This is a genomic window from Nocardia sp. NPDC127606, assembly GCF_042671725.1.
GTDB lineage: Bacteria > Actinomycetota > Actinomycetes > Mycobacteriales > Mycobacteriaceae > Nocardia.
In genome coordinates this window covers 172,346-198,145 of the sequence record NZ_JBHXWQ010000008.1, presented here as the reverse complement: position 1 = coordinate 198,145, position 25,800 = coordinate 172,346, and the positions used below count along the sequence as shown (strand labels likewise).

13 protein-coding genes are annotated in these 25,800 nt (G+C 62.0%); 3 read left to right on the top strand and 10 right to left on the bottom strand.

The window, feature by feature from the left end; all coding sequences use genetic code 11:
* Positions 1–850: 850 nt before the first annotated feature.
* From ACFVJ5_RS28980 to ACFVJ5_RS28950, 7 genes are all read right to left on the bottom strand, one after another.
* Complete coding sequence (locus ACFVJ5_RS28980; protein ID WP_379224889.1) at positions 851–1,234, bottom strand: hypothetical protein; 384 nt, start codon at positions 1,232–1,234, stop codon at positions 851–853.
* A gap of 689 nt (positions 1,235–1,923) precedes the next feature.
* The gene (locus tag ACFVJ5_RS28975; RefSeq protein WP_379224887.1) at positions 1,924–6,960 is read right to left on the bottom strand and encodes an FtsK/SpoIIIE domain-containing protein; all 5,037 of its coding nucleotides are present in this window, start codon (positions 6,958–6,960) and stop codon (positions 1,924–1,926) included.
* On the bottom strand, positions 6,957–8,354 hold the full coding sequence (locus tag ACFVJ5_RS28970; RefSeq protein WP_379224885.1) for a hypothetical protein: 1,398 nt from the start codon (positions 8,352–8,354) through the stop codon (positions 6,957–6,959). The genes ACFVJ5_RS28975 and ACFVJ5_RS28970 overlap by 4 nt, the downstream gene beginning before the upstream one ends.
* 47 nt (positions 8,355–8,401) lie before the next feature.
* A complete protein-coding gene (locus ACFVJ5_RS28965) occupies positions 8,402–10,213 on the bottom strand; it encodes a hypothetical protein (RefSeq protein ID WP_379224883.1) in 1,812 nt (603 codons plus the stop codon).
* 350 nt (positions 10,214–10,563) lie between these two features.
* Positions 10,564–11,313 (bottom strand): very short patch repair endonuclease, encoded by a 750-nt coding sequence (locus ACFVJ5_RS28960; RefSeq protein ID WP_379224881.1) that lies wholly within the window; start codon positions 11,311–11,313, stop codon positions 10,564–10,566.
* Between the two features lie 80 nt (positions 11,314–11,393).
* The gene (locus ACFVJ5_RS28955; RefSeq protein ID WP_379224879.1) at positions 11,394–12,758 is read right to left on the bottom strand and encodes a DNA cytosine methyltransferase; all 1,365 of its coding nucleotides are present in this window, start codon (positions 12,756–12,758) and stop codon (positions 11,394–11,396) included.
* A gap of 729 nt (positions 12,759–13,487) precedes the next feature.
* Positions 13,488–14,309 carry an HNH endonuclease gene (locus ACFVJ5_RS28950; RefSeq protein ID WP_379224877.1) on the bottom strand — a complete coding sequence of 274 codons (822 nt, stop codon included), beginning with the start codon at positions 14,307–14,309 and terminating at the stop codon, positions 13,488–13,490.
* A 572-nt stretch (positions 14,310–14,881) separates the two neighbouring features.
* Here ACFVJ5_RS28950 and ACFVJ5_RS28945 point away from each other — a divergent pair.
* Positions 14,882–16,456 (top strand): hypothetical protein, encoded by a 1,575-nt coding sequence (locus ACFVJ5_RS28945; protein WP_379224875.1) that lies wholly within the window; start codon positions 14,882–14,884, stop codon positions 16,454–16,456.
* A gap of 154 nt (positions 16,457–16,610) precedes the next feature.
* Entirely contained in the window at positions 16,611–20,690 is a 4,080-nt protein-coding gene (locus tag ACFVJ5_RS28940; protein WP_379224873.1) for a helix-turn-helix domain-containing protein, read from the top strand.
* Between the two features lie 840 nt (positions 20,691–21,530).
* Here the strand turns inward: ACFVJ5_RS28940 and ACFVJ5_RS28935 are convergent.
* The 3 genes from ACFVJ5_RS28935 to ACFVJ5_RS28925 all read right to left on the bottom strand — a co-directional run bounded on the left by ACFVJ5_RS28935 (position 21,531) and on the right by ACFVJ5_RS28925 (position 24,486).
* The gene (locus ACFVJ5_RS28935; protein WP_379224871.1) at positions 21,531–22,274 is read right to left on the bottom strand and encodes a competence protein CoiA; all 744 of its coding nucleotides are present in this window, start codon (positions 22,272–22,274) and stop codon (positions 21,531–21,533) included.
* Positions 22,275–22,615: 341 nt separating this feature from the next.
* A complete protein-coding gene (locus ACFVJ5_RS28930; RefSeq protein ID WP_379224869.1) occupies positions 22,616–23,512 on the bottom strand; it encodes a hypothetical protein in 897 nt (298 codons plus the stop codon).
* A gap of 329 nt (positions 23,513–23,841) precedes the next feature.
* A complete protein-coding gene (locus ACFVJ5_RS28925; RefSeq protein WP_379224867.1) occupies positions 23,842–24,486 on the bottom strand; it encodes a DUF4145 domain-containing protein in 645 nt (214 codons plus the stop codon).
* A 384-nt stretch (positions 24,487–24,870) separates the two neighbouring features.
* Between ACFVJ5_RS28925 and ACFVJ5_RS28920 the strand changes: the two genes are divergently transcribed.
* The gene (locus ACFVJ5_RS28920) at positions 24,871–25,734 is read left to right on the top strand and encodes a hypothetical protein (RefSeq protein WP_379224865.1); all 864 of its coding nucleotides are present in this window, start codon (positions 24,871–24,873) and stop codon (positions 25,732–25,734) included.
* Positions 25,735–25,800 lie beyond the last annotated feature (66 nt).

The following is a 25,800-nucleotide window of genomic DNA, read 5'->3' as shown; positions in this document are numbered from 1 at the left end:
TCCCGAGGTCCGACCGCATCCCGTGACTCGAGGCGCCTTGGGTGATTTCCATAAACAACGTCCGTGTTCCCGCTGCGGGCCGGCTGCCGGTGAATGGCGGTGTCAACTGACATCGGCAACAACCCCGCGATCTGGTACCGACAGAACATCCGGTAATCAGCAGAAGAGGACGTTGAGTTCTCATATAGCGCAGGCCATATCGGCGGCGAGGATGAGCGATGTCGACCTTGACTCCGCCCCCGGATACCGCACGGTCATGATCCCCGCGTTCGTGGCCAACGCCCTTCGCCGCGTCTAATCAGAAGCCACTCCCAACAAACTGAACTTGGTCTTCCCCAACCGCGACGGCGGAATCTGGGCCCCTTCAACTTCAACCGCCTCTGGCGCCAAGCACGCGGCGAGAAGTTCGCGTGGGTCAGCCCGAAGACCTTTCGCAAGGCTTCCGCACGTCAAAGGGTGTGGTTTCCGTGTGGAAGACTGTAGAAAGCAGAAAACCAGGTCAAACGCGTACGTTTGCCCTGGTAGATGCTCGCCAATCTGGACTCGAACCAGAAACCTGCCGATCCAAATATCTTGAGGCCCAAGACGTTTCAATGTGTCCCAAAACGACCCATCGCCTGCGGAGTCAACATTCAAGGAGTTCCCGCTGGACCCTACTCGGGCCCGTTGATTCCCGTTGATTCCCGTTGAATCCGTGTTGTTTCCGTGTTGTGGGTCAAGTCGGGGGTAGCGCCGCTGCACCGCCGGGGGCACCCTCCGCCGGAGCTTCCTCATCGACGGGCGACCTAACGAGAAGGCCGAAGCACCGACCGCAATGCCTGACCAGTCACACAAAAACTTGCCGACTGACTCATAGGTGTTCACCATCAACGTCAATCTTTGGGAATACGTTCAGCTCCCCCAGTACCCGCTGATAATCATCTATATAAAACATATCCATATTGTCTTTTGGGTCCCCGAACAATGCCAGCAGCCCGGCCAAGGCATCGCGGTCGGCCGGGCTAACCAAAATTTTACGCTTCACAAGAGCGGCACAAAGATTATCGACCAGCAAGGTCCACTCGCCAACGTCGCTGAAAGATCGCAAATCAGCCAGGGTTTCGGGCGCAAGGCGGTCCGCGAACCGCTCGAGAAGTTGCCGGGAGTCATTGTTCAGCTTCGCGAATCTGGCCAATTGTTCCGGAGTGAACTGCCGCCTCTTGCGCTTAGAGCTGGGCCTATCATCAGAGTCCATGTGTGTCACCTAACTCTTATTTGATCGGGACGCCTTTTGTGTCATTCCTATAGACGCCGGGACCACTTACCGGATGGCCCGTCACAATGTTCGCGGGGGGTCACTCCGAAGACTTTCGCAAGACAGTCGCCACCCTCATCGCGGAGGAGTTCGGGCTGCAAGCCTCCGCGCGTCAACTTGGCCACACCAACGAGTCGGTCACCCGCCGTCACTACGTCGACCAACCGGCCCAAGCCACCGACTTCACCGCCGCGCTCGACCGCTTGATTCGTGAAAACGTGTGGCTCCCGCACCGTCAAAGCGTGTGGTTTCCGTGTGGACTAGACTGTAAAAGCAGAAAACCAGGGTCAAACGATGACGTTTGCCCTGGTAGATGCTCCCCCATCTGGACTCGAACCAGAAACCTGCCGCTCTAAATGCTTTGTGTCCCAACATTTTTCAACGTTGCCCAAAACAGCCTGTCACCTGCAGATTTGGCGTTCGAGTTGTTCCCGCCGGATCTCGATCGGTCCCGTTGATTCCCGTTGAATCCGTGTTGTTTCCGTGTTGTGGGTCAAGTAGCCGCCAACTCCGCGCTCCTTGAGCTGGCTTACTCGGCAGCGCAGAGTCTTGCTGTCTTCCGGGTGCGCGCTGCCGATCAGCAGTCCCAACTGACTCACATTTCGCGGCTTAAGATAAATATGGCCAGGTCAGGTCCCGTCATAGGCAACCTGCAGTCGTGTGGTGCCCTTGGCTGTATGCAGGAACGCATCACCCTGTCCGGCCAAGGATTCAGCTCCGGTCTCGTCCAGAATGATGCGGCTGTCAGTCGCGGTCTTGACCCGCAGGGCGAGTTGGGCAGGGAAGTTGGACCGGATAGTCGTCGAGATCACATCCGCGCTCGGGCGCTGCGTGGCGGCTATGACATGGATGCCCGCAGCTCGGGCCTTTTGTGTCAGGCGCTTGAGTAGCGCTTCGATTTGCTTCTTCTCGTCAGGGTCGCTCGTGAGGTCGGCGTACTCGTCCAGGACGATGACAATCCATGGCTTTCGGTCGGCTTCATTAACCTTGGCGTTGTACTCGGCTAGTTTGCGCGTGCGGATCGCCTTCATGTCGGTGTAGCGCACAGCCATCTCTTCGACCATTCCTTCGAGAATCTCAATGGCGTCGGCGGCGTCCATACCGATCATTCCATCAAGGTGAGGGTCATCCTCGAAGTCGACAAGCTCGGTGCCCTTGGGATCGACGAGGCGAAGACGCAGGGTGTCAGTGTCGTACCGAACCAGGCCCTTCAGGATCGTATCCAGGGCGACAGACTTTCCTGATCCGGTCGTGCCCGCCACCAACAAATGCGGTGAGTCTGCGGAGGACAGGTCAACGGTGACTGGGTTGCCTTCGATGTCGGCGCCCAATGGGGCTATGAGACTGTCGGGATTTGTCGGGCACTGCTGCCACAGCGCCTTGGCGTCAACACCGTACTTCTCGTCGTCGGTCTTGGGGATCTCGAAGAGTACGGAGCCGCGGTCGGTGCGGGTACGAATGCTGAATCCGGAAGGAAGTTCCAGGGCCAGGAAGATTTCGTCGCGTCGATTGATCAACTTGTCCACGGTAACCCCTGGACTAGGGATAAACCGGAAGATGTAAAAGCCAGGTCCTTCTTGCCACATGTTGACATCCGGCGCCGTTACTGTGACCTTGTGGTGGGAGAAGACGTCGATAACCTTGTGGTATCGGACACTCAACTCTTCTTCAGAGAGCGCACCGGACTGGGTATTGAGAGGAGAATCGCCTATCTGTGCTGCAGGATCAGGCATCATTATGGTTCGCACCGTGGTTGTCGAAGGTATCCCTCCGGAAATATCGGCAGATACCGTCGGCATTTCTGTCGCGCGTAGCTCGGCGGAAATATCTGCGGAGACGGACCTGACATCTGCGGAGACAGTCGTGTTGGTGATGCGATCCTCAAAGCCGACAAGGGGGGCGGCATTCGCGGGATCTTGTTTGGCACACAGAGCGTCGATAAAACTCAGCAACTCGTGCTTATTCAACCTCACCAGGGTGTGCCTGCCGAAGTCGCTAATCGCTGGGGCCGGTCGTTGGTCCTCAGCGGAGATGGCCACCGCAACGCCGGTGACTTGACCGAGGTGAACGTCCTCGGAGCGCAAGGCATCAAGGACTTTCGCCTCAACTTGGCGGGGGTCTTCGCTTCCAATGATGAATCGGGCTGGAAGATCCGCAGGTTGTAGGACGCTGCCACTGGTCTGAGTGATCGCGGCTGCGAGCTCGTCCAGCCAGAAGGGACGGTCATCGTGAACCTCACCATCCGATCGGAAGGCATCCACGCACAGGTCGGTGGTGCGATTGAGCTGCTCCTCGGCCGAGCCCACGTCGAAGGTCTGGCGGAACTTGGACTCGACAACCAGGACATCCAGCTGAATTGTACCGTCGTCCTGAACTGTCAGGACGAACCGGCCTAGATCCGCGCGGGTCTTTTGGCTGCGGCCGAACCAGCGGTGATGCTCGTCGAAGCTGATCCAAGTGACCAGACTCGTGCCCCCGAGAGGGACCGGGAACTGCTGGTCGATGACAAACCGGGTGGCGACTAAGCCGACCACCTCGTTGACTGTGGTGCCGATACCGAGCGAACGCAGGACGGCGCCAGGGGCCACATTGCGGGCGACCTCGTATATCCGCCTGGCAGTGTTTTCGGAATCCTGCGAACTGACGACATTGATCTGCTCCAGCCGGCGCCGTAGTCGCTGGACGACGAACTGCTGACCAGTTTGAGAGCTGACAATCAGGGTGTACGACTCGTTCTTGCCGACGTTAGGTTTAACGAGGATCACGTCAGGACGGTTACGCAGGGCATCGATCTGCTCACGACCGATGAAGCTGTCGAGGGTGACGACCCAGTGGGCGACATGGTGCAGTTTCGCGAACAGGTTCAGGTGCTGGTCGAAGCGCACCTGCATCTCGAAGTAGTCGATGCCATCGACGCTCTCTTTGGCGACCGGGGAATCGCGGTGGTAGCGCACGCACAGCGTCGACCAGGACTCGAGCGCCTCGTCTGCGGTCTCAGGTAATAGAGCCCTTACGACGTTCTCGCTGGTCTGAGCCAAGTTATGTGAGGCCGGGTGCTTCCAGGAGTTGAACGAGCCGGACAGGGATTCCTTCTTGGTGCTCTGGTTGATACTTGTCTGGGCGCCGAACAGCGCGGGGGCCAGAGCGAGGTCGATGGAGTCTTCCAAACCCGACAGGTCTGCTCCCTGGTCGGGCTCCCATGCTCGCAAAATGAGTTGGACGTCGGGCAGGAAGCTATCCTCGGACATCTCCGCGCCCGCGAACTGCAGGTCGAAACCCTGGATAATCTCGTGATGGGTGGCCTGAGGAGCCAACACGACTAGATCGACCTTTAGGCGAGGGTTCTTCGCGCGCATTTGCCTCGCCACGCGCGGCGGCAAGACAGGGTCGCCGTTGCGGTCCAGAAGCAGCACTCGTAGGCCGTCGAGTTTGTGGGGGTAGGTCGTCAGGTAGTCGGTGATGACACGGACCATCTCATCAATCGCGGTCTCGTCCACGCTGGAGAGCCAGTCCTTGGACTCGTTGCCACCGTAACGGACCGGTGCGTACTCCTCGTGCCCGGCCGATTCGCGCATAGGAATGGCAATAGTATCGCCAGGCCCGACGAGGACCGCCGGTGTCCCGTGGGGTGAGATCCGGTCGATGGCGTCGAAGAACAGGTCCTCGTTCTCCTGGTTGAGGCGTAGGCCTCCCTCGCTGTTCAGGGCGGTCCCAATGTTGCGGGCGGTCTCAGCGTAGTTCTTCGCCAACCAGCGCAGCTTCAGCGGGTGGGTCGCCAGCATCATCATGCGGCGATCGGCAAGTCTGACGACATCGGTCAGGACGACCGCACTCAGGTCCGCGTCCGGAGCGTTGTTGGGAACCAAGCCAGCGCGAGCTTCACGGATCACGAGTTCCCACTCGTCCATGTAATCGGTGATCTTCCCGGCATCGAGTCCGGTGGAGAACCGCTTGAAGTGCTTGAGTTTGAGTTGTTCCAGCTGGTTGGCGAAATGTGTCGTGGAGACGGGCTCAGATTCGTCTGTCTGCCATTGTCGGGGGTCGCTGAATTTTCCGAGAAAGGTGTCAAAGGTTAGATCGCTATCATCGCCAGGTGGATTTCGCCAGCCGTGGATGATGGCCGCCAGCGCGATTTGCCCTGGGATGCCCAGCGGGTCCCAGCGGAAACGTCTCTGCGCAGTGCCATCCATCTCGACCAGGATGCGCAGCGGGGCCCACTCAGTGATCGGCTCGAAAGGCTCGTCTTCCGCCGGCAGGGGCGGCCGAGTCAGGTCTAACAAGCAGTCCTTAACATCAAGACTCAAGCGAAGTCCGGTGGAGTCCTGGATATCACGCAGGGTGCGTGCGTAAAGGAAAGCGAACAACCAACGGCTCCACTGTCCGGCAGCCTGGATGCCTTCCAGCCCGATGACGACAGAGCCTTCCTCTTCGTCTGCGAAGTAAGTCAGCTCGCGCAGCAGGGCCCGGAGCGGGTCCTGGACGGACTGAGTGTTCGGGAAGGCAAGCTTCTCGACCCTGCGGCGAGACCGCTTGGGCAACAGGTCAGCGAGCGAATCGCCCATACTGGCCGGGGCCTCGTCTAGGAATCGCTGTGCGGACTCCTGGTCTCCGCGGTCGAGCGCGTCCTCGATCAGCATGGCGTCGAACTCGTCGACTCGAGCTGGCGCGGTCCTCTCGATCTCTTGCCGGATCTGTTGGCCCAGACCGACCTTCGTGGATTTCTGCTCAAAGACCTCAAGCCACAGCGCCAGGTCATGCTCGCCGCGCAGCTGATGAGGGTCCTGTGGGGTGGAGCCACCTTGATTACGGTTGAGTACAAGGTTTCGCATGCGCAATTTGGCAGTATCGGAGTCCGTACCGATGTGGTCCAGGGATTCTACGCTGAACTCGGTCGCGCTAATGCGGTCGCTCAAGTCGTCTTCGGTGATCTCCTTGCCGGTGGGCTGTTTGAAGGCACTGACCGAGACATTCTTCTTGATCCGGGCGGGCAGTGCGGCGGGCCTTGTGAAGAGTTGTCGGTCCGGGAAAAGATCGAGTGTGGGCAGGGCTGCCGAGATCTCGGGATAGACCGCGTCAGGGGTGCGAACTGGAATCGCCGCGATCTTCTGCGCGGTCTCGACCAGGAAGGTCGCCCATCGGTGTAGAGACCGGACCTCCGCATCAGTGGTCGCGCGCCAGATCTCGGACAGGGAACTGGCCATCACGCCCGGCACGGTTCCGCTGCCACCCGCTTCCCGCCACGCCGCTGCCATAAGCCTGTCGAACCCACGCTGGCCGACGGCGTCGTGGTGATCACCCAGGATCATTGTGTCATCAAGAGCGTTCATGGCCGCCAACCCCTGCGCGTCCGGCGACTCATCCCACTCGAAGAGCAACACCGCCTTACCCTGTCCCGAATTTCGCCACTTGGTCAGCTGGGTCTGCGGCTCCAGCAAGTACTCGGCCGGTACGCCTTCGATCGGCTCAGAGGCACCGACTTTCACGACGACCTGACGGTCCGGCGCCCGCAACTGGCGATGTGCGACATGACGGAGGGCCTCGGTCACCGTCGGTCGATCGAACCCTCGGACCCACAGACCGGCGCGGGCTTCGGTGATCTCAGTGACCCTGCGGAGCGCTTCGTCCGCAACGAAGCAACCGAGGGCTCGAATACTGCTGTCAGTCACTGAGCTCCTCCTCGAACCATGCTGGTCGCATCCGAATACTGCGTGAGCAGGCCGATAGCGGCCAGCTTATCCTTGAACGCCCTCCGGTTGTGGTCGAAGACCGATCGGTCGACCTCGTAGGCCAAGGGGTCCACGGCCGCAATCTTTCCCGTCACAAGCCCGTACCTCTCGTACAGCAGTGAGCAGAACTGATCGAACTCCATCTCCCTGCCCTGCGGGACGGTGGCATAGACCAGGCACTCAAGCATCGCGGGCTTCATGGTGAAGTGTCGGCGCCCGCTAGTCGCGTTGAGGGCTCCCACAGCGGCGAGGGTCTCACTGAAGAATGATCGGGGCGAGGCGATCGCTTTGCCCGCCTTGGTGAATCTCTCGTAGCCGCGCTTCTTCACGTCGTCACCCTGGGCGTCGCGGATCATTTCCGTGGCCTGGACATTGATCGCGTTGACGATGTCATTTCGGCAGTTATTTAGGTTTTTCTGCGATTCTCTGCGAAGTGGACTCGCCTCGTTGCCGAAGTCCAACAGGATCGACCCGCGATCGGTGGCACCGAGCTTCGCGTGTGCCAAATGTAGTTGATGGCGTGCCAAGCAATATGGGACCCAGTGCATGAGACTCTCCGTGCGTTTGGCCCGAGGAGCGTTCGCCCGAGTGACGATGTTGCGGGTACCTTCTCTCAGCAGATCGGGCCACGGGCTGAGGTTCTCGTGCAGCTCAATCTCCGCATCCGAGCCTCTTACGGGCGCTTCGTCGGAGGCGAAGTCGTGTGCGCTAAGGGCTTTGGCGAGATCACCCAAGGGGGTGCCACTGTCCCGAACGAGCTCGGTGAGACCCTGCCGGGTCGATTTTTTGCGGTCAAGGTCACGGTCGGTGCGCAGCACCTTGTAAGCCCAGGTTCCACCATCGCGAAAGAGGTAGCGCTCGATATTCGGAGCTTTCGTGGTGGTTCCAGCGGAGGCCCTACTAGCCAGTGCCCGCTTTTTGGCGCTTGCTCCTCTAGAGGCATCGACCTGCCTGATCCTCCGGTCGACCGCGTCATAGTGGATGAGCTCACCGACGAACGGATAGAAGTGCGCGGCGAACCAGCTGGGTTGGACACGACGCCCAGGGATCTCGACCAACAGGGAAGAGAACAGGGCGTGGAGCGTCGCCAACGTCTCAGTAGAGTCCCGATCGATGGCCTTGCCGAGCTCCTCGTCGCCTTCGACGATGACGGTCTTGGTGGCGATCCGCCGCGCCAAGTCATGCGAGGTGCGCTTATAAGCCGTGTCTGCTCCATCCGCCAGGAGTCCTGCGAACGTATCCGGGTCGTCCTTATGCGCCAGGTAGACACCGCGGGCGATAGCGAGCATCTCGAGCGGTATATAGAACCCCCGGCCGTGCTCTTCGAGATTCACCCCGAAAAGGCCACGGACGACCTCCGACCTGGAGTAGCCAGCCACCATCACGCACGCACCGATCTGATCTTGTCGCCGATGTCGATCATGAGCTTCCTCATGACGTTGCCAACCAGTACCTGGATCTCTTTGACGTTGTCCGACGAATCGGTCAGCCGCGCAAGGGATGCGCTCAGGCCCCGAATCTCCGCCTCATGCTGGACCTCGCTCCGCAGGCCCGCGGCCCACCGTGTCAGCATCTCGAAGCGCAAAAGATCTGCTTCCACGGAGACCGCGTCATGGCCGGGGGAAACGGCCGGGATTCGGATATAGATAGCCCGGTTCAGCCATTCGACAGCGTCCTGCATCTCCGGAGTGACGTTCGTCTGGCTTTCCCGCTGCCACTGCGTGACCTGGTCGACGACCTCGATGTCCTTACTCGTCTCCCGCCGAGAGATCACGGCAGCGCGGGCGTGGTGAGTAAGGAACGCTGGGTCGAGTATCAAGAAGTCGGGGTTGCGCCCCGCCCGGTAGATACCTTGGACAGCCTCCAGGCCCTTGAGAAACCCATCTCGCACTCGAGTGTCTGCCGGGTCCCGATTCCCATCCTCGATACTGATGAAATCGTCCCCGGCCAGCAGGCCCATACGGGCGAACCGGTCCTCGTTGTCGTCGCAGTTGAAGAAGTCGGCCCGCCGAAGGAACGTGTACAAGCCCCGCAACTGCTCAGCCTGTCTCTGAACTTCTCGATTCGTACGGACTTTCTGTAGATAGCTGCTGGCGTCCGAGGGAGGGAAGTCGCCGGCCGCGTCTGGATCCAATCGGTCGTCGACTTGGCGGCGAGAGACCTTGCCCGGGTCCAGCTTTCGTAGTGCCAGGAATGTCGCAACCCGATGACGTTGTTGCTGGGTCAGCCGGTCTCCGAAGAGAGCCTGGTGATACATGTGGGGAGCCTGCCACGACGTATCCGTGTGCGACCGTTTGTACTTGGCATGGACGTCTGCACAGGACAGACCGCCAGTCAGCATGTAGCTGGTTACCGACAGCGCCTGGCGGGTCGTGACAACGGCCCCGGTGCGCTCAGCCGCGGCGAACACGTCCCGGATCGCAGTCCGGCGCTGAGGCCCACGAGTGGGATCGCTTAGTTCGTTGCGGTTGGCCAGGATTGGGCAGACGTTTCGCGCATCACAGGTCTCGCAGGCCTTCCACCGCTGTTGCATTGTCCATTGCCTCAGGACCCACTGGATCAGACCGCCGCTGCGGCTGTCGGCCGCGACGGACTGGTAGTTGAGATTGATGACCGTTACCAGGCCATCGGGGTCGCTGACCTGTCCGCGCGTGATGCCGGCCGCGAGGGTAGTCACCAGAATCTTCGCGCGCCCGGTGTCGTCTTCGGCGACACATTTGCGTAGCTGGCCCTCGTTGGCGCAGATGATCGCAACACCCTCGTCCGGAGGATCGAGCAGCTCGACAAGCGTCTCGGCGCCTATACGCACGTTGAGCTCGCTGAGATCTCTGATGATGTACAGCGGGCGACCTGCATAGGTCTCGCCGATCGGGCGGCTCGCGTCGCCGGCATCCAAGAGGTCGCGGAAAACGGCCTTTCGGGCGGCTTCGGTCGTGACTGACTCGGCATCGGACCGCAGCTCAGCAAGAAGGCTGGCGCACAGGCTCGTCTTTCCGTGTCCGGCGTCCCCGGTCAGGACGATGGTTTTCGTCGTCGGCCTCTCGATAGCCGCCTGCAGATAGGCGAGCGTGGCAACAGTGAAAAGCGTCTGCGTAGAGTCTGCCTGCTGCTCGTAGATCATTTCGGAGGCGTCGGCGTCGAACGGCTGGTATCGACGTATGCGTTGGACGTGTTTGTTGACCTCTAGCGACATGTTGCCTTCCCTCGTCGACCGACCCCGAAGCGCTGCAAAATTCTAGCCGGAAGCGCTGGCGACGGAAATTCAAATCCGTTGTCGGAGAGTTTGGAGTACCTCGTTGTCCGCGACGGTGTAGCGTGGTCCGCCCAGGTCTTTCGTGCCCCGATTGTGGGTCTCGGACAATAGCTTCCGAAAGAGAGCCGTGACCAGGTCGAACCCTGGACATCGCGGTGGTCGGAGCCCACGTCAACCGGATCGATGCTGGAACGGCACATGTTCGCCCAGCCGAGCTGGACTGGCTGAGAAAGCGAATTCTGTTGAGCGACATACGATCGAGGTCCCCTCCGGCCGCAACCGCGCCTCGGTTAGGGCGAGCGATGAGTCGAAGTGGTGGCGTGAACGCTCGTCTTAGCGGAGGGGTTTTGCCGGTGCTGGAGCACCGCGTCCTCGACGCGTATGGCCGCGGCGGCGGGGTCCTCGTGCTCCCAGATCCGGAGGACGGTCCATCCCGACTCGACGAGTCGAACGTCGGTCTCGGCATCGCGCTCGCGATTGTCCGCGATCTTGGCTTCCCAAAACTTGGCGTTCTTTCGCGACCGCCTGTGATGATCCGGGCAACCGTGCCAGAAGCAACCGTCCACGAAGACCGCGACCCGTGGACCCACGAAGACGACGTCAGCTCGTCGCCGAAGCTGCGGAAGTGGTCGCGCGTCGACTCGATACCGGAGGCCTCGCGCCCAAAGGTATTTGCGCAACGCGAGTTCCGGCCCGGTATCGCGGCTCCGGTTGCCTCGCATCACCGCCCGGACGGCAGGGGTGCTCGCCCAGGAACCCGTCGTGTCGGTCGGAGTCGGCAGGAGGCCCCTCGCGATAACCGACTTCCATGCCTGCTCGAGGTTCCCCCTCCGCGTGCTGGCGTCGACCTCCCCAACGTAGCGCGTGACCGTCCTGTCGCGGTCGTACCACCGAACGTAGGCGCGGATCCGTCGCGTACGCGGCAACACCTTCAAAACGACTGATGCGTGGGCGACCCGGCCGTCGTCGAGCCCGACGAGCCGGTTGTGGTTCCCGCCCGCGGATCGGTCCTGCTCCGCCGTCCGCTTGGCCCTGTCCAACCCGGGTCGACACTTCCACGCGCTGTCCGGTGGCATCCTGTCGCGCCACCGGTTTGAGTTTGACCTAGTCACCGTTGTACCTAGTTCTCGCCCTTGGCCCTTTCAGCGAGTCTGGCCTCCGCCTCGCTGAGGACCGTGGCCACGGCGGTCGCGAAGACCTCACCGAGCCGGACCGGCACCGCGTTCCCGAGCTGCCTCATCTTCTCCCCGCGGGGCCCGGAGAGTGCCCATTCGTCGGGGAACGTCATCACCCTGGCCGTCTCACGGACTGTCATGTAGCGGTAGGACCCGTCGTCAAGGCGCATCACCGACTCTCCGCCCGGTACGCCATGCACGCCCGCCTTGACCGTCTTCGCTGGCCGGTCCAGCTCGTTCGGTGTGTGGCCCGGATAGATTCGCGCGTCGGGCCAACCGATGTGGTCCTTGACCGCGACCGCCCTGGTCACGGGGCTCCAGTGCTTCTTGGCAAGGTCCTTCCAGTGGTCCTTGCGGTCCAGATGGTGTGGAGGGACATCCGGCAGGGGCGGGATCCCATTGGCCTCGTCGCCGAGTAGCGCGTCGCGTAGCGTCCGCCACGGCTGGAGCTGTAGTTCGTCCACGAGCAGTGGACTCTGGAGTGTAAGGGGGATCCGGTCCATGACCGATTTCCGCACGGCTGCGGGTATTTTCGCCATGTGGTGACGTCTCCAATACGTGCCGTCGTGCATTTCCGCGTACAGACGCGCGTCGGAGTGCGTGGGGCGCACGAGTTGCCGGTACCTGTCGAAGTCGACACCGAGGTCCCGGCGAAAGGCGATGATTATCACCCGGTTTCGGATCTGCGGTATGCCGTAGTCGGCGGCATTCACCGGGAAATGAGCGACCTCGTAGCGTTCGTCGTCCGGGATCGACGAGGAGCTGGACAGGCTGCGAAGGGTCGCGTCGTGGTCCTCCCAGTCGGATCCCTCTGCCCGTCGCTCGAACGGGAGGGACAGCTCCCGCTCGATGTAGTCGAAGTAGGGCCTGAACGAGGGGCGCAATAGGCCTCGTACGTTCTCGCAAATCACCGCTTTGGGGCGCATCTCGCGGATGGCGCGAAACATGTGCGGGAAGCCGTTACGGTCGTCCTCGTCGCCCCGCGCCACACCGCCGAGGGAGAATGGCTGACACGGTGGACCGCCGGCGAGAACGTCGACCTTGTCGCGAAGATACTCGAAGTCGACCTTCGCCACATCCCCCTCCACGAGGGGCGGGCGCTGCTTGCCCGCGGGTATCCACGGCGTGTCGCCATCTTCGACACGCTTGGCCGCGTTGTTGGCAAGCGTCTCACACGCGCGCTTCGCGAACTCGTTGAACAAGAGCGGTCGAAACTTAGCCCGGCCCACGGCCATCGCCAAACCGCCGCCGCCCGCGAAGAGCTCTACGCTGGTGCGCTCTTGGACTTCCTCGCGGGGCTGCTGCGGCATGGCGAAACCATACCGCGGAACAGTGATATCGAACGTGTGTTCGATGAAGCGATTTCGGTTTGTGCGTGGTTTCGCCTTGAAGTGGCCTTTGGTACCCTCGCCGAGGGGTACAGAGTGAGCTCCCTATTCCGGCTACGACACCACGCTCGGGCCCGGTTCGGTGGTCGGGCCCTGCACCACGCTATTGGACCCAACCGAATGCGACTCACCGTTCCAGTCAGGGCCGGTGATTCGTCACGGTCTCCGATGTCGAGAAAGCGACCTCGGCGTGGGTTCAATAAAACAACACCGCGCGGCCGATGCATCGGCCGGGTCGGATCCCGCCGACGGAGTACGAGGCGGCGCATTCGCTGCACGCGATTGCCGCCGTCTGACCAGATCACGACGCACGTCCACCCTCAACGTTGTCTGTGTCGGCTTCGCGCTACGCACCCTGAGAACCACGAAAGACACACCGCATCGACCCCTGTGCTCGTGGCGGGGACCTCCCGGCCTGGTGCTGTCGTCCGCACTTAAGCGATAGCTATAACCTGGAAGACCATGTCGGGCACAGGTCCAGCATCACAGCATCCGGCACGGCGCGAGAACTGCTGGTTCGATGAAGGCAGAGAGCCCGCAGCCGCGCCCACGGGGTCAGCGCGGAGCCTTGCTTGTCCTCCAGGCGCTCGCAGTCGATCTGCAAGTTGCCGTGGTCAAGGGCGTGCCTTTGCCTGCGTCGGCGATGTGGCGCTATTGAGGAAACCAACGGCGGTAGGTTTCGCCAGCGTCGAGGGACTTGTCAGATTTTGCTGCATTGCAATCCCTGCACAGCAGTTGAAGGTTGGTGATGTCGTTCAGGCCGCCGACCGCTAGCGGGATCATGTGGTCGAAATTGTGGGTGCTGAGGGAGTCGTATACGCCGCTCAGGTCCGTCCGACAATACGTACACCGACCCCTGTCACGGTAGAAGACCGCTTTCTGCGCCCAGGAAGGAGGACGCGTGCGCTTGAGCTTCCCTTCACCATGGACTCGGAACAGCCGCGCTACCTCGGGTGTTTCAGCGCATGCTTCGGCGCTGAGCTCGGACACGATGCACGATGCGATCCAGTTGAGTCCATAGAGGAGTGCTCGGTTGGTGAAGACAGCGTGGAACACTTCGTCGGCTAGCTGGTCGAGAAGTTGGTCGTACGGCCCGCTAATCATCAGGTCCTGGGTGAAGTACTCGAAGCACGCGTCCGCAACCTTGTACGATTCTTGCAACGCGGATGCGTTGTCCCTGACTCGGACCATTTCGCCATCCCATGGCGGCACTTCGAACGAGTCATCTCCGATTCCGTAGTGCCGAAGCGCAACCGTGACCGACATATAGCGCACTGGCCGCCACTGCCCGGGCTCGTCGCTCGGTACAACCATCTCTGTGTAGGGGCCTTCAGTTTCGTCGTAGAACATCCTGTGGGCTGCCCACCTCGCGAACTTGTGCACGAGGGTATCTTTCGACCAGTTGGCTATGACCTCTGTCTCGCGGCCTTCATCACGAAGTCGTGAAACCATGGCTATGCCCTGTTCCGCCATGTGGTCCAGCCGTCCAGCGATTTCGAAGGTTCTGTGCCAGCGGTGGACGAATCGACATCGCCACGCTGCTCACCGATGCCGCCGCACACCACCCATTGCCCGATGAGATGGCGGCCGCCGCTCTATGGGCACGCCTGGAACTCGAGCCCTCCGCTCTCGACACCACCGGAACCGACCTCCTCCAGCCTGAGTGGCTACCCGACTTGGAAGCAGTTCTCGGCACCCATATGGCCGAACAGGTCACCACCGAACCGGCATGGCCACGCGTCGTCGCCGCTGTCGAACGCGCCGCGAGTACCTGGTCCTCACACGATCTGCTCAGTACTGCCTACGAACTCCTGCAAGGCGCCCAACCCGATGACGCCGCGCGGCTGCGACCCGATCAACTCGCCGCCGCGCTGGCCTGGCGCATCGACGCCCTCCATCACTACACTTCGTCGCCCCCGCGGGCCACACGACCCTCGGCACCCACCGTCGCCGAAACGGTCACAGCAACCGCCGATTACGAACAATCGTCGGCGCCCGACGCCGCCGAGAATCGCCGACCTCCGAACCTGGACGAGCCTGCCAGGTTGGACAACACCGGCTATCCCACCGACGGCGACCCGACGTCTGGGATCGAGGACATCGCAAGAATGTTCGCAGCAGGGCGGATTACCGATGCAGTCGAAACGTTCCGACGGTTCAGCAATGCGCTGTCCGAGGAAGAACGCGGCGTATTGACCACGGTCACAGACACCCTGTACCAGTACAGCTTCCCGGTCGCGAAAGCTCGATTGCGATGGGTTGCGGACCAATCTCCGCACCATCGGGCCCTGATCCGAGCGTCCATACCGAAGACCGATCCGCGCACCTTCCACCGCGACACCGACCTGGATCGTGAACGATCACACCCCGTCTACGACCATCGCGAGCACTCCGACCCCACCCGCACACCAACCGTGTTCGACCCGATCCAGGCAGCTGGCGACGACGCCTTCGATATCTATGACGCCTTCGATATCTATCTCGCTGACACGGAATCGTCCGATAGCCCTGAACTTGGGACGGTCGAGCGACCTCGGACAGCCGGTGTCGGGTTCCCGATCGACTACGACCTGGCCGCGATGCCCACCGTCGCGGGACTCGCGTGTGTCGACTGCAACACCGAACGTTCCCGCAACGCGAGCATTCCTGTGCCGCCGCGGCACTCCGACGACGGCCTGTGCCACTCCTGCCGCGACAACAACCGACCAGGAATCCCAGATCACGACCCCGCCGACCACATCACCGCCCGATGCACCCACATCACCGAAACACACCCCGCGCCTGCGGCATTAGCGATGCTACGCCGAGACTGGCAGGCCCTCGACTCCGCCCGACGCGCGATCATCGAACAGTGGTACCACGACCACCCGCTCCTCGAACAACCACTGCCAGAGCTCGATTTGCTACAGCGCCTCACCGATCACGACCTCACCCAGGCGATCGAAGTCCTGCATCAACGACTCGGAAACATTGCCACCGAGGCCGACTTCTTCGTACCCATCCGACACGATGAAGTCGACGTAGAACCCGATCCGGCCGTGGCCGAGCACCAGAACGCCGCCGACCGTGTACAACAAACCGCCCGGCAGTACGCCGACGAACTCGACACCGCCATCCGTCGACTCCACGCCACCTCTGTCGCACTCGACACCGCGCGCGAGGAAATCGATGGGCTTTCGGTGACACGGCGCCGCCAGCGCAAGATTCTGCAAGAACGCATCAACACCTTGGCCGGTGTACATCGCCAGCAAACCGAAGCACACCAACATGCCCGTGCCGCCGCGCGTGCGGCCAACTGCACCTCCAACGAACTGGCAGCCCGTGCCGAACACATCGCAATCGAAGACGAACACCGCCGCCTCGCAGATCAGGCCCAAGCCGCCGGCAACGACGACGCAGCACGCGACGTAGCTGTCATAGCACTGCAGCAGGCTATCAGTTCCGAGCTCGCCGACCACCGTGCAGAACACCAGAGACGACAAGGGCTGACGCCCTTGCAACGACATCGGGAGGAGCGCGCGCGCCTCGAATTCACACTGGCGGCCGAGAATTTTGGTCCCGAGGAGTATTTCGAGCCGGATACCAACCAACCGATTCGCCGAACGGAATTGGGTCTATAGGCGATCGATCTGACAGGGTCCCGGACAAAATGACCTGTGTGTAAGCCAGATACCGTAGGGGGTATCCACCAGTACGCCAACCTGCTGCAACACCGAAAACTACTGGTCATCGGTTGACAATGGTGGGTGGTCGGGCGCTCAGTATGCTTCGTGAGTGCAGACGTTGGCGGAGTTGCTGTTCGAAGCTAGGTTGGCCGCGGGATTGGATCAGGCGGCTGTCGCTGGTCGGGTGGGGGTAAGTCGACAGACGGTCGAACGGTGGGAGCGAGGGGTGACCGAGCGACCCCGCCGCGAGCGCTTGTTCGCGGTCGCCGAGGTACTGGGTATCGAAGTCGATCCGTTGCTGAGTGTTGCCGGATATCCGGCAATTCTGGACCCCGACGCGGATCGCGGTCTGGCGGTGCGCCCGTTGTCATCGAGTTTGCCCTTTCACACCCTCACCCCAGAGAAATTCGAGGACGTCTGCCGCGAACTGCTCGATCATCGTCATCCTGGTGGACATGCGACGCGCTATGGCGGGTCCGGTGAGGAGCAGGACGGAATCGACCTTCTGCTGATGCTGGACGGCAAGCGTTATGCGACCGGTCAGTGCAAGCGACACGAGCAGTTCGGGCCCGCGAAGGTCAAGAAGACGGTCGAATCGGTCGAGTTCCCGGGGCTGCGGAACTACCTGTTTCTGGGGCGGGAGGTCGCGACTGCGGATGCTCGCGACGAGATGGGCCGGTTTGACACCTGGTCGCTGTGGGACGGGCAGGACATGTCGCGGTATGTGCGATTCGGAATGTCGACCGATGAGGCGGCACGGTTCGTCGATGCTCATTTTCCGGGCCACCGGGAGCCGTTTCTGGGGCTAGCCGAGCCGAGTCCGTGGCAGACAGTCGAGGAGTTCTACACACTGGTGTCGCAGGACCACGCGTTCACCCACGATTGGACGTTGGTGGGACGCGATGAGGAGTTGGCGACCGTTGTCGCCGCAGTGCGAAACGACCTGCAACCGGTATCGGTGGTCTTCGGTCAGGGCGGCATCGGAAAGACACGGTTGTTGCGGTCGATCGCCGAGGAACTCGAGCGGCAGGATTGGTTCGTTCGACTGCTGCCTAAGGACGCGGCACCCGATGCTCGAGCGTTCGAGCGGCTCCCCGCGACCGGCGCGATCGTTCTGTTCATCGATGACGGTCACGACCGAAACGATTGCGGGCCGATCATCAAAAGGCTGATCGCGCGTAATCGGTCGGCTCGGGTCGTGATCGCCTCCCGCCCATACGGTCGTGACCAGTTGGCGCGTTCGTTGCGCGACGCCGGACTCGACTTCGGCGAGTTGACGACTATCGCCCTAGAAGACCTCGATTCGGCTGCGGCCCGAGCGTTGGCGGCGGAGGCCTTGGGCCCCGACATGCGGATTCATGCGAACTCGTTGGCGGAGTCGACGCGCGACAGCCCGCTGGCGACGACAATGGGCGGTCGTCTGATCAGGTCCGGTCAGCTCACCGTCGCGGGTTTGGGACAGCACGAGAGCATCCGCCGTGACATCCTGCACGGTTTCAAAGACGCGCTGCTCGCAGCGTCTGCCTATGGCGATCCGGAAAACCGCGGAGCGGTCGTGGACGCACTGTCGGTGCTGCAACCATTCCGAAGCAGCGACGAGGTCTTCCGCAACGCGATATCGACCCTGGTCGGTCTCAACTACCCTCGGATCTCCCACCATCTCCGAAGTCTCGAAGACGCTGGCATCCTGGTCCAACGCCATGGCTGGATTCGCATAGTGCCCGACCTTCTTGGCGACGTTATTCTCGCCGACGCGTGCTTCGATCGTGCTACAGGCGATCACAACGGCTATCTCGACGAGGTCCTGCGCGCGGCAGGTGACGAGGCGTGGATGAACGCGTTCGTGAACATCGCCCGGTTGGACTGGCACCTCGGCCACGGCCTCCACGAGGCTACGGCCGCTTGGTGGAGCTTCGTGGAAGCCGAGCTCCTGCAACGCAATCTCACCTCTTATCTCTCGGTTCTGCGGATACTCGACAAAGTCGCCTGGTTCCAGTCCGACCGAGCGATCGCGGTGGTTCGGACGATCCTGGACAATCCAGTGCCCGACGAGCACGCCGAGGGCGCGGCTCGATACTTCCGCCACACATGGCGCACGGCCGTAGACCAGGCCATCGCCGTCCTACGGTCGGCCGCCCACAGGCTCACCTCGGTGAAAGCCGTGTGCGAACTCCTCTGGCCCTTGGCACAGGAAGCGTCGTCCGAGCCCGGCAGTCCACGGACCAATCTCGCGTTGCAAGCGCTGCGGGAGATCGCGGAGTTCAGTGTCGGCAAGTCGCCCGAATTTAGTCAGGCGGTCCTCGAGATCGCCGAATCGCAGGCGCAGGACGCGACCCAAACCTCTCCGCTATCGCCGATCGAGCCATTGGTCGCCACCGAGATAACGAGCTCGGACCTAGCCGGCGCGACGCTGACCATGCATGCCTACCGGATCGACGAAGAATCAGTGCGACCGATCCGCCGCGGCGCGATCGACTTGGCACTGCGGGAACTGCGTCACGCGGATCCGAAACGTGCCATCGCCGCTACCGGATTTATCGGTCTGGCGCTGCGTTTTCCCGGGGGCCTGCTCGGCCGTGAGATCAGCGACGACGAGCGTGAGAGCTGGACCGCGGATTTCCTGCGCACGCTCGCCGCGGTGCACGAGACGCTATCTGCTTCCCCAGCACTCGACCCTGTGGTGTTCGTTGGGCTGCGTGACGCGCTGTTCTGGACCACACACCACGCCCCCGACTCCATCCGCGCCGCCGCCCGCGCCGCGATAGAGGCCATCCCCGATACGGTGGAAGCACACTTCGCCTTAATGGTCCATCACCGCTTCGCGCACCTACTGCGCGAGCCCGGCATGGCCTACGAAGAGCACCGACGCACAATCGATGAGCGCATCGACCAGATCGTGACACGAGCGATCCACGAACTCGACAACGAAGCGATCACAGTGCTTCTCGACCAGCGGGCGCAGCGCGAAGTACACGCGTTCGAGCACGACAGCCTCTATCACAACCGTTTCGTCCAAGCGCTGGTCGCCGCACGGCCGAGCTTGCTGTCCACGCTGCTCGAACGCCTCACCGAGGATGTCTCGCCCGGTCTCGTAGCGTTGACCACTACCGTCCTCAGCTCGGCTGGCGACCACCTACCCGAAGAACTCGTCCCGGCCGCCAGACTTCTGTTGGATTCACCAGATGACCGGGCTCGCACTGAAGCAGCGAAGGGTCTGGCGACGCGGAGCCGAGCAATCCACTCAGTAGTTCCCGGTGAGCTGGAGATCCTGCACAGTCTCACCACCGACGCCCGAGAAGACATCCGTGCCGCCCTCGTCGAGGCCGCACGCCAGTTGGCAGCGACCCATCAGCCGCAGGCCTACGATCTGCTGGCAGCTATCGAAATCGCCAACTCTACCAAGGTCGCCCAAGAAGTGCTGATGTACTTCGACATCGACGACGATCTCGCATGGTCCGACCTCACCCCGATCCACCAAGCGAAGATCTGGACCCAGTTGAACGCTGTCGATGACATCGACCAGTACTCGATCCTTGAGTTCCTTCGACGACGTTCCAGCGAGGAGCCAGCCGCGGTGTTGAACCTCCTGCGCGGGCGGATCGAACGCGCCGAAACATCGGACGTACCGTCTGTGTTCAAGCCGGTACCCATCTATTGGGCTCAGCCCTTGGCCGTGCGCGATCATCCCGACCATCGCACACTTCTCCGCGATCTGCTCGGGTGGCTGGCAGAGGGAACCTCATCACGGCGCAAGCACTTCGGAGCGCCGCTGTTCATCGCGGCAGCAGGCGGATTCGACCACACGACCCGGCAGATACTCCTGGAGGCACTACGAACCAGCCCCGTATCCGACGTCGACGCGATCGCCGCCGTACTCGCCGATGCTCCGAACGACTTGATTCTGAACGAAATTGAATTCGTCGCTGACATCTTGAACGCGTCAACTCGGTTCGACACCGAAACCCAACAACAAATCGAGGCCGCACTGGCAATGTCGGCGATCACCGGAGTACGCCACGGCACACCCGGACAGCCTTACCCCGAAGACATCCGACTACGCGACGAGGGTGCCACGATCGCCGCCGCCCAGCGCCATACCCCTCGGGTAGCCGGGTTCTACTCACGCCTGAGCGAGCACGGGGCCAGAGCGGCCGAACGCGCCGGACGCGACGAGATCGCTGACGACTGAACGCGGAATTTGCGCCAACGCCCCCCTTGCGCCGTCACCATCTGGTCAGTTCCTGGCCTACTGCGGAGTGTGATACGTCGAACACAGTGTTTCACAACAGAATCCGCGAGTTCGCTGCGTCCAACAAACTCGACCGACCGGTACATGAACCGTAGGTTGTCGGACGGTCTTTGTAGCGTCGTATTTTCGCGAGTCGGAGGTGTGTCGTACGAGAGGGGGTATCCACCAGTACGCCAACCTTCTGCAACCCAGAAAATCGCTGGTCATTGGGTTGATAGAGCTGCTCGCTGCACTCCAGACTCGGCGTGGTACGCCGGTAGACCACTTAGAACAGCGAGAGCTGGTCCGAACCCGCTGGCCCGTTGCCCCGGGTAGGTCGGCGACCGGAGGATGGAGTTTGTGGGTTTCTCAGATTGAGCGCTGGTGCCGGTGGCCGCTTCTGCGCGCATGCTTGAATGTCGGCTGGGGTGGTGTTCGGGAGAAGGGTATTGCCGCAGTTCCCGCACTGCACATGCTGATATGGCCCGCGGGGACGTCGCAGCCGAGGCGAGTCCTGATAGGCCGGAACATGCCCAACGCGCATGAATGTGTTCTCGAGTTCGATCCACTCGAGCTGAGCGGCAGCTGCACGGTCGTCGGTAGATCGGCGAGATTCGGTCGGGCGGTTGATCATGCGGGAATCGGGACGGATTGGTGGTACCGGACTCGGAGCGGGCAACGACGCCGCTTGTTCCCGTCGTCGGTCGAGTTGTCTTCGTGTCTCGGCGCGTTCGTGTTCGCGTCGGAGTTCGAGCGCGATCGATTGCCGCAGGGCTGCGGGGAGAGTGATGCCCTGGGAGGTCAGCTTGAGATCCTCGAGGTGAAACAATGAGCGATGAGCTCATCGCCGACGCACGGCGGCAGATGTCTCGCGCGATAGATGATGTCGTGTCCGCTTGGCGCTTCTGTCGGCCGATTGCGGTGCGGTGCGCCGACAGACAAGGTCACCGAACGCTGAGCAGGGTCGAACGACCACAGCTGTTGGAGACCGTCGGGATCGCTGAACACTATCCAGTGCGGGCGGCTTTCGGGATGCCACAGCCAGATATCGACCACACCGCTTCGTCGGTAGTCGTCGTGCCGGCAGGTCCATTCTTCATCGGTTAGCGGGTTGCCCTGGACCTCCAGGGCGACCTCGCGGCCATTGCCGAAGACAACACGGACATCGGAGCGGCGCTCATGGTCTGGCAGCCATGCCTCGACGCGGACCGCGACAACATCGGGCTGCGCCTGGGCCCAACGTGCCAGCATCGCTTTACCGTCGAAGTGCCACAACGACTCCGGGTGATGCTCACCGCCTGGCGGTGCGTATCCGGGTCGGTGAGCGAAGTGTGGACGACGACTGCCGCCCAGTCGTGCTCGGACCACGATGGGCACTGTTCGACCGAGTTCGGCGTAGCACATGGCACACACCAATGTGCGGTCCCCGGCCAGGCTCTTGCGCTTGAGCACATGTAAATAGGGGTCTGCCGGATCAATCGGTGCGGACACGTACTGTCCACCCGTGAGATCGAGCGCGACCACGAATCGGTTGGAGGAACCCACCTGAAGGCCTCTTGTCGAATAGACGGTCAGCCTTCCCGCGAGTGCGGGAAAGCTATGGTGGCCGCGCTATTCGAAGAGTTATTGGTTTCGGCTGAGTTCGATTCGAGGAGCCTGCAACGGCTGAATTTGAGTTGGTGGTGTGCAGCGCCGAGTGAGTTTGTGATCGGTGGTGTTGTGCGGCCTGCCATCCAAGATAGGTCCTGCGGACGTATCTGTCGACAACGGTTGCTGTCGAGTACATCTCAGTACCGAACAGGCTCGCTGCGCTGCGAGACATACATAGCGGAGGTGACAGCGCAGAAGGCCAATCCACCGGTGGTGTCATGCCTGCGGTTCGATCTCTATCGCAACTGGGTGAACTGCCCTCGGTGTGCTCGGAACGCTGCGGCCCGAGCCGGGGTGTGGGCGGGGCAGGGGCGGCCGAGGAGGGGATGGACGGTGTCGATGATGTCGTGTGACGGTGTTCGGCCAGGGTTGATTGTGCCGGTGTCATCGACGGTGAGGTAGCCGTGCTCGAACAAGGCATCGCAGCCCAGCACGCAGACGAGCATCGCGACCTCCGAGAAGGCCCACCGTTCGGCCTCGGTGCACTGCGCGCGGGGTTTGATGTGGCCTGCCACGAGAAGAGACGCGGGCAGTAGCCGCCCGCACAGTTCGCAGGCGCCGGTCTCTTGACCCTGGAGCAGAAATGTCCGTAGAAGTGCCTGTTCGACTCGGCGCGTCGCCACCTGCGTGGCGTCACTGGCAGTCGGAGGCGGGGCGGAGCACGGGTTCTCGAAGCTGTCCGGCACGAACAGTCCGGCCGCGTCGAGCAGTTTCCGTCCCTGCTCATCGGTCAACGGCGACAGATACTTCTGTTGTGGCGTGCCGTTCTTGTCCAAAGGTCCGGGTGCGCCGTGCGGCAGCAGTTGCGCCACGCGTTGGAAGTGGATCATCAGTCCGGTGATGAGAGGGTCGACGGTGACCAGCCAGCCGTTGTTGAGCCGATCTACGTACTTGTTCGGATATCCCGACGTTCGTGGCGCATCGCGCCACGAAGCGGTGACGACGCTGATTGCGCGGACGTGGCTGTCATAGTGGTGAAACACGAGATCTCCGACGCGCAACTGTTTGAGCAGCGCCCGATCAGGAGGAAGCGCGCCGTTGATTCGCGGACACGTCCACAGCGAACCTTGGTCGATCGCCACCGGGTAGTTGTTGCCTTGGCTGGCCCACCAGAACGCCACTTTCGCCTCCACTGCTCATATCGCAGATTTCCATGTTTACTGACATCCCGATGAAGCCACTACTGCAGAAGAAGCGCGACATGTTTGCGCACGCAACGGATCTCCCTAGTTGCAGACAACTCGCGCCGTCTTTCCTGTTCGTCGAGCCCAGAAACCGCACAACTAACTCGCATAGCCGGTGGACCCGCTGATGGGGCCCAGTCACTGATCCCAGGGCACCGGCCCGTGTTCGTTTCCGGGTCCGGTTACGTTCCTTGCGTCCGGGGCTCAGCCGCCCGCGCATGCATGGGGCCGAGAATAGGAGCGAGCCTCGCCATGACAGTGGGGTAGCGCGCCACAACTCAGGGGACCAGCTTTCTGGCGGCTCGTATTCGTTGGGCTCGCGCACGGACGGCGGAGGTGTCTTTTTGATAGAGCAGGTCGAGTGCGAGCTCGACAATTTCGGCCACATCGAGGAAGTCTGTGGCGGCGAGGCCGCCAGGGTGAACGCCTTGGTTTCCGACCCATTTCGCCGCCAACAGCAGTTCGCCGACATCAGGCTTGCGCTGCTCGAAGTCGACCAACCGATCATGCAGCGGCCGGAATCCTCCGCTCGCGGTGGTCGCGGCGATGGCCTGCTCGTCCATCAACCGCTCGACACTCGACCGCAACAGTGACGCGCCGGCACCGGGGCTTTGCCACGCCACCGCAGAGGCATCGAGCAAGGTGCGCTCCACCGACTCGGGAGTTCCGTGCGGTGTCTGCACGACCTCGATCGGCGGGTACAGCGTGCGGACCTGGTAATAGGTCTCGAACTGATCGTTGTAGTCGTCGCCGGGAGCAGGCCCGCTGCGGTAATCGACGCTCATATCGCCGCTGACCGCGACCTCGTCACCGCACCTGGGGGAGGTGCAAGTGAGGTGCCCGTAGAAGACCCCGTGCAGATCCGTCGGCTCGTTGTTCAGGTCGTAGGCGGCGTGCCCTTGGGCGCTGGTGTGCGACTTCACTGCACCGGTTTGCGCGACCAGGATCCCGGTTCGGCACACTGGACAATTCAGATCCGGCCATGCATTGCACGGGAACGGTTTGGCGAGCTGTCTGACCTGTTCCCTCATCGGTCCCACTTCCGCGTTCCCAACGGTTGTCCTGGCCCGCACGGTCACCGACGACCGGCCTTGCCGTGAAACCATCAAGCCTACGCGCGTACCGATCCGATGATCGTTGCCCAGCGATTGCCGTTCCATCACGGCTGTCGAGGATGAGCATCGAAGCCGGTTAGCGGCGTGTTCGCGTTCTAAGGCTGACCGCGCGGGCGTATCCCGATAGATGCCGGTGCTGCGACGTGAAAATTTGAGTGACAGTGGCCAACGTTGGTGACACGATCATGGGCCATGACCACCCTCACGGACCCTCGGCCGCATGAGCGTCGCGAGGAGTACGCGGCGCGGCTCATCGTGGAGGCCAACACCGAGTATCAGCTCGAAGTCGTCGACGACGGCAGCGCCGACGGCCTTGTCGACTACCAGCTCCTCAATCGTGATGGCCGCGTGGTCGGAGCGCTCGAGGTCGGCCGCAATACCGTGCAGGCGGCGCGGGGATCAGAGAAAGCCTATTGGAGCAAGGCCGCAGGTGGTCGCCGAGTAGCCGGGCTGACAAAGACGTGGCTAGTCTTGTGTGAGCGGGATGAGACGAGATTCAACCGTCTGCTCGCTGCACTCGCGCCGCTGCTGGCTGAACTGGAGTCCACCGCAAGAACTTACGTCGATGCCGGTCGAGCTCACCCTTTTGGTGGCCTGGATCAGAGCGTGGACTGGAAGTTGAAAACACTCGGAGTGTTGAGTGTTTCGTGCCTCGACCCCCGCGGTGATGGCCCAGAAGTCTTCATCGAGTCGCTGAGTGGCTACCGCAGCGCACTGGGTGCGGAGGCGACTGTGGGCGAGGTCGAGACATGGTTGTCGAGCACTGGGTCCGATCAGCAGGGAGCACGACGGAAATTGTCTGCGACTGCTGTGCCTGAACGGCACATGTTCGTGTGGGTTGATCACTACCACGTGCAAGCTTCACGCGGACTCGCCGAGCCTGAACTTCCGGTCCGTGACCCTGTACTGCCGGGCGAGATCACTCACCTGTGGTTGGCGGCGGACTCCGGCCTGCGCGGCATCGGCGGTTGGCACTGGTCACCGACACAACGGTGGTCACGGCTCGCGGACGTCGAAACCTCGGTGATACACGCAGCCCAACATTTTCCCGGGTGAGCCGCCAGAGCATTGTCCACATTGCGGGTGGGAACGGCTGGTTCATGACTCAAACCGAGGACCCTG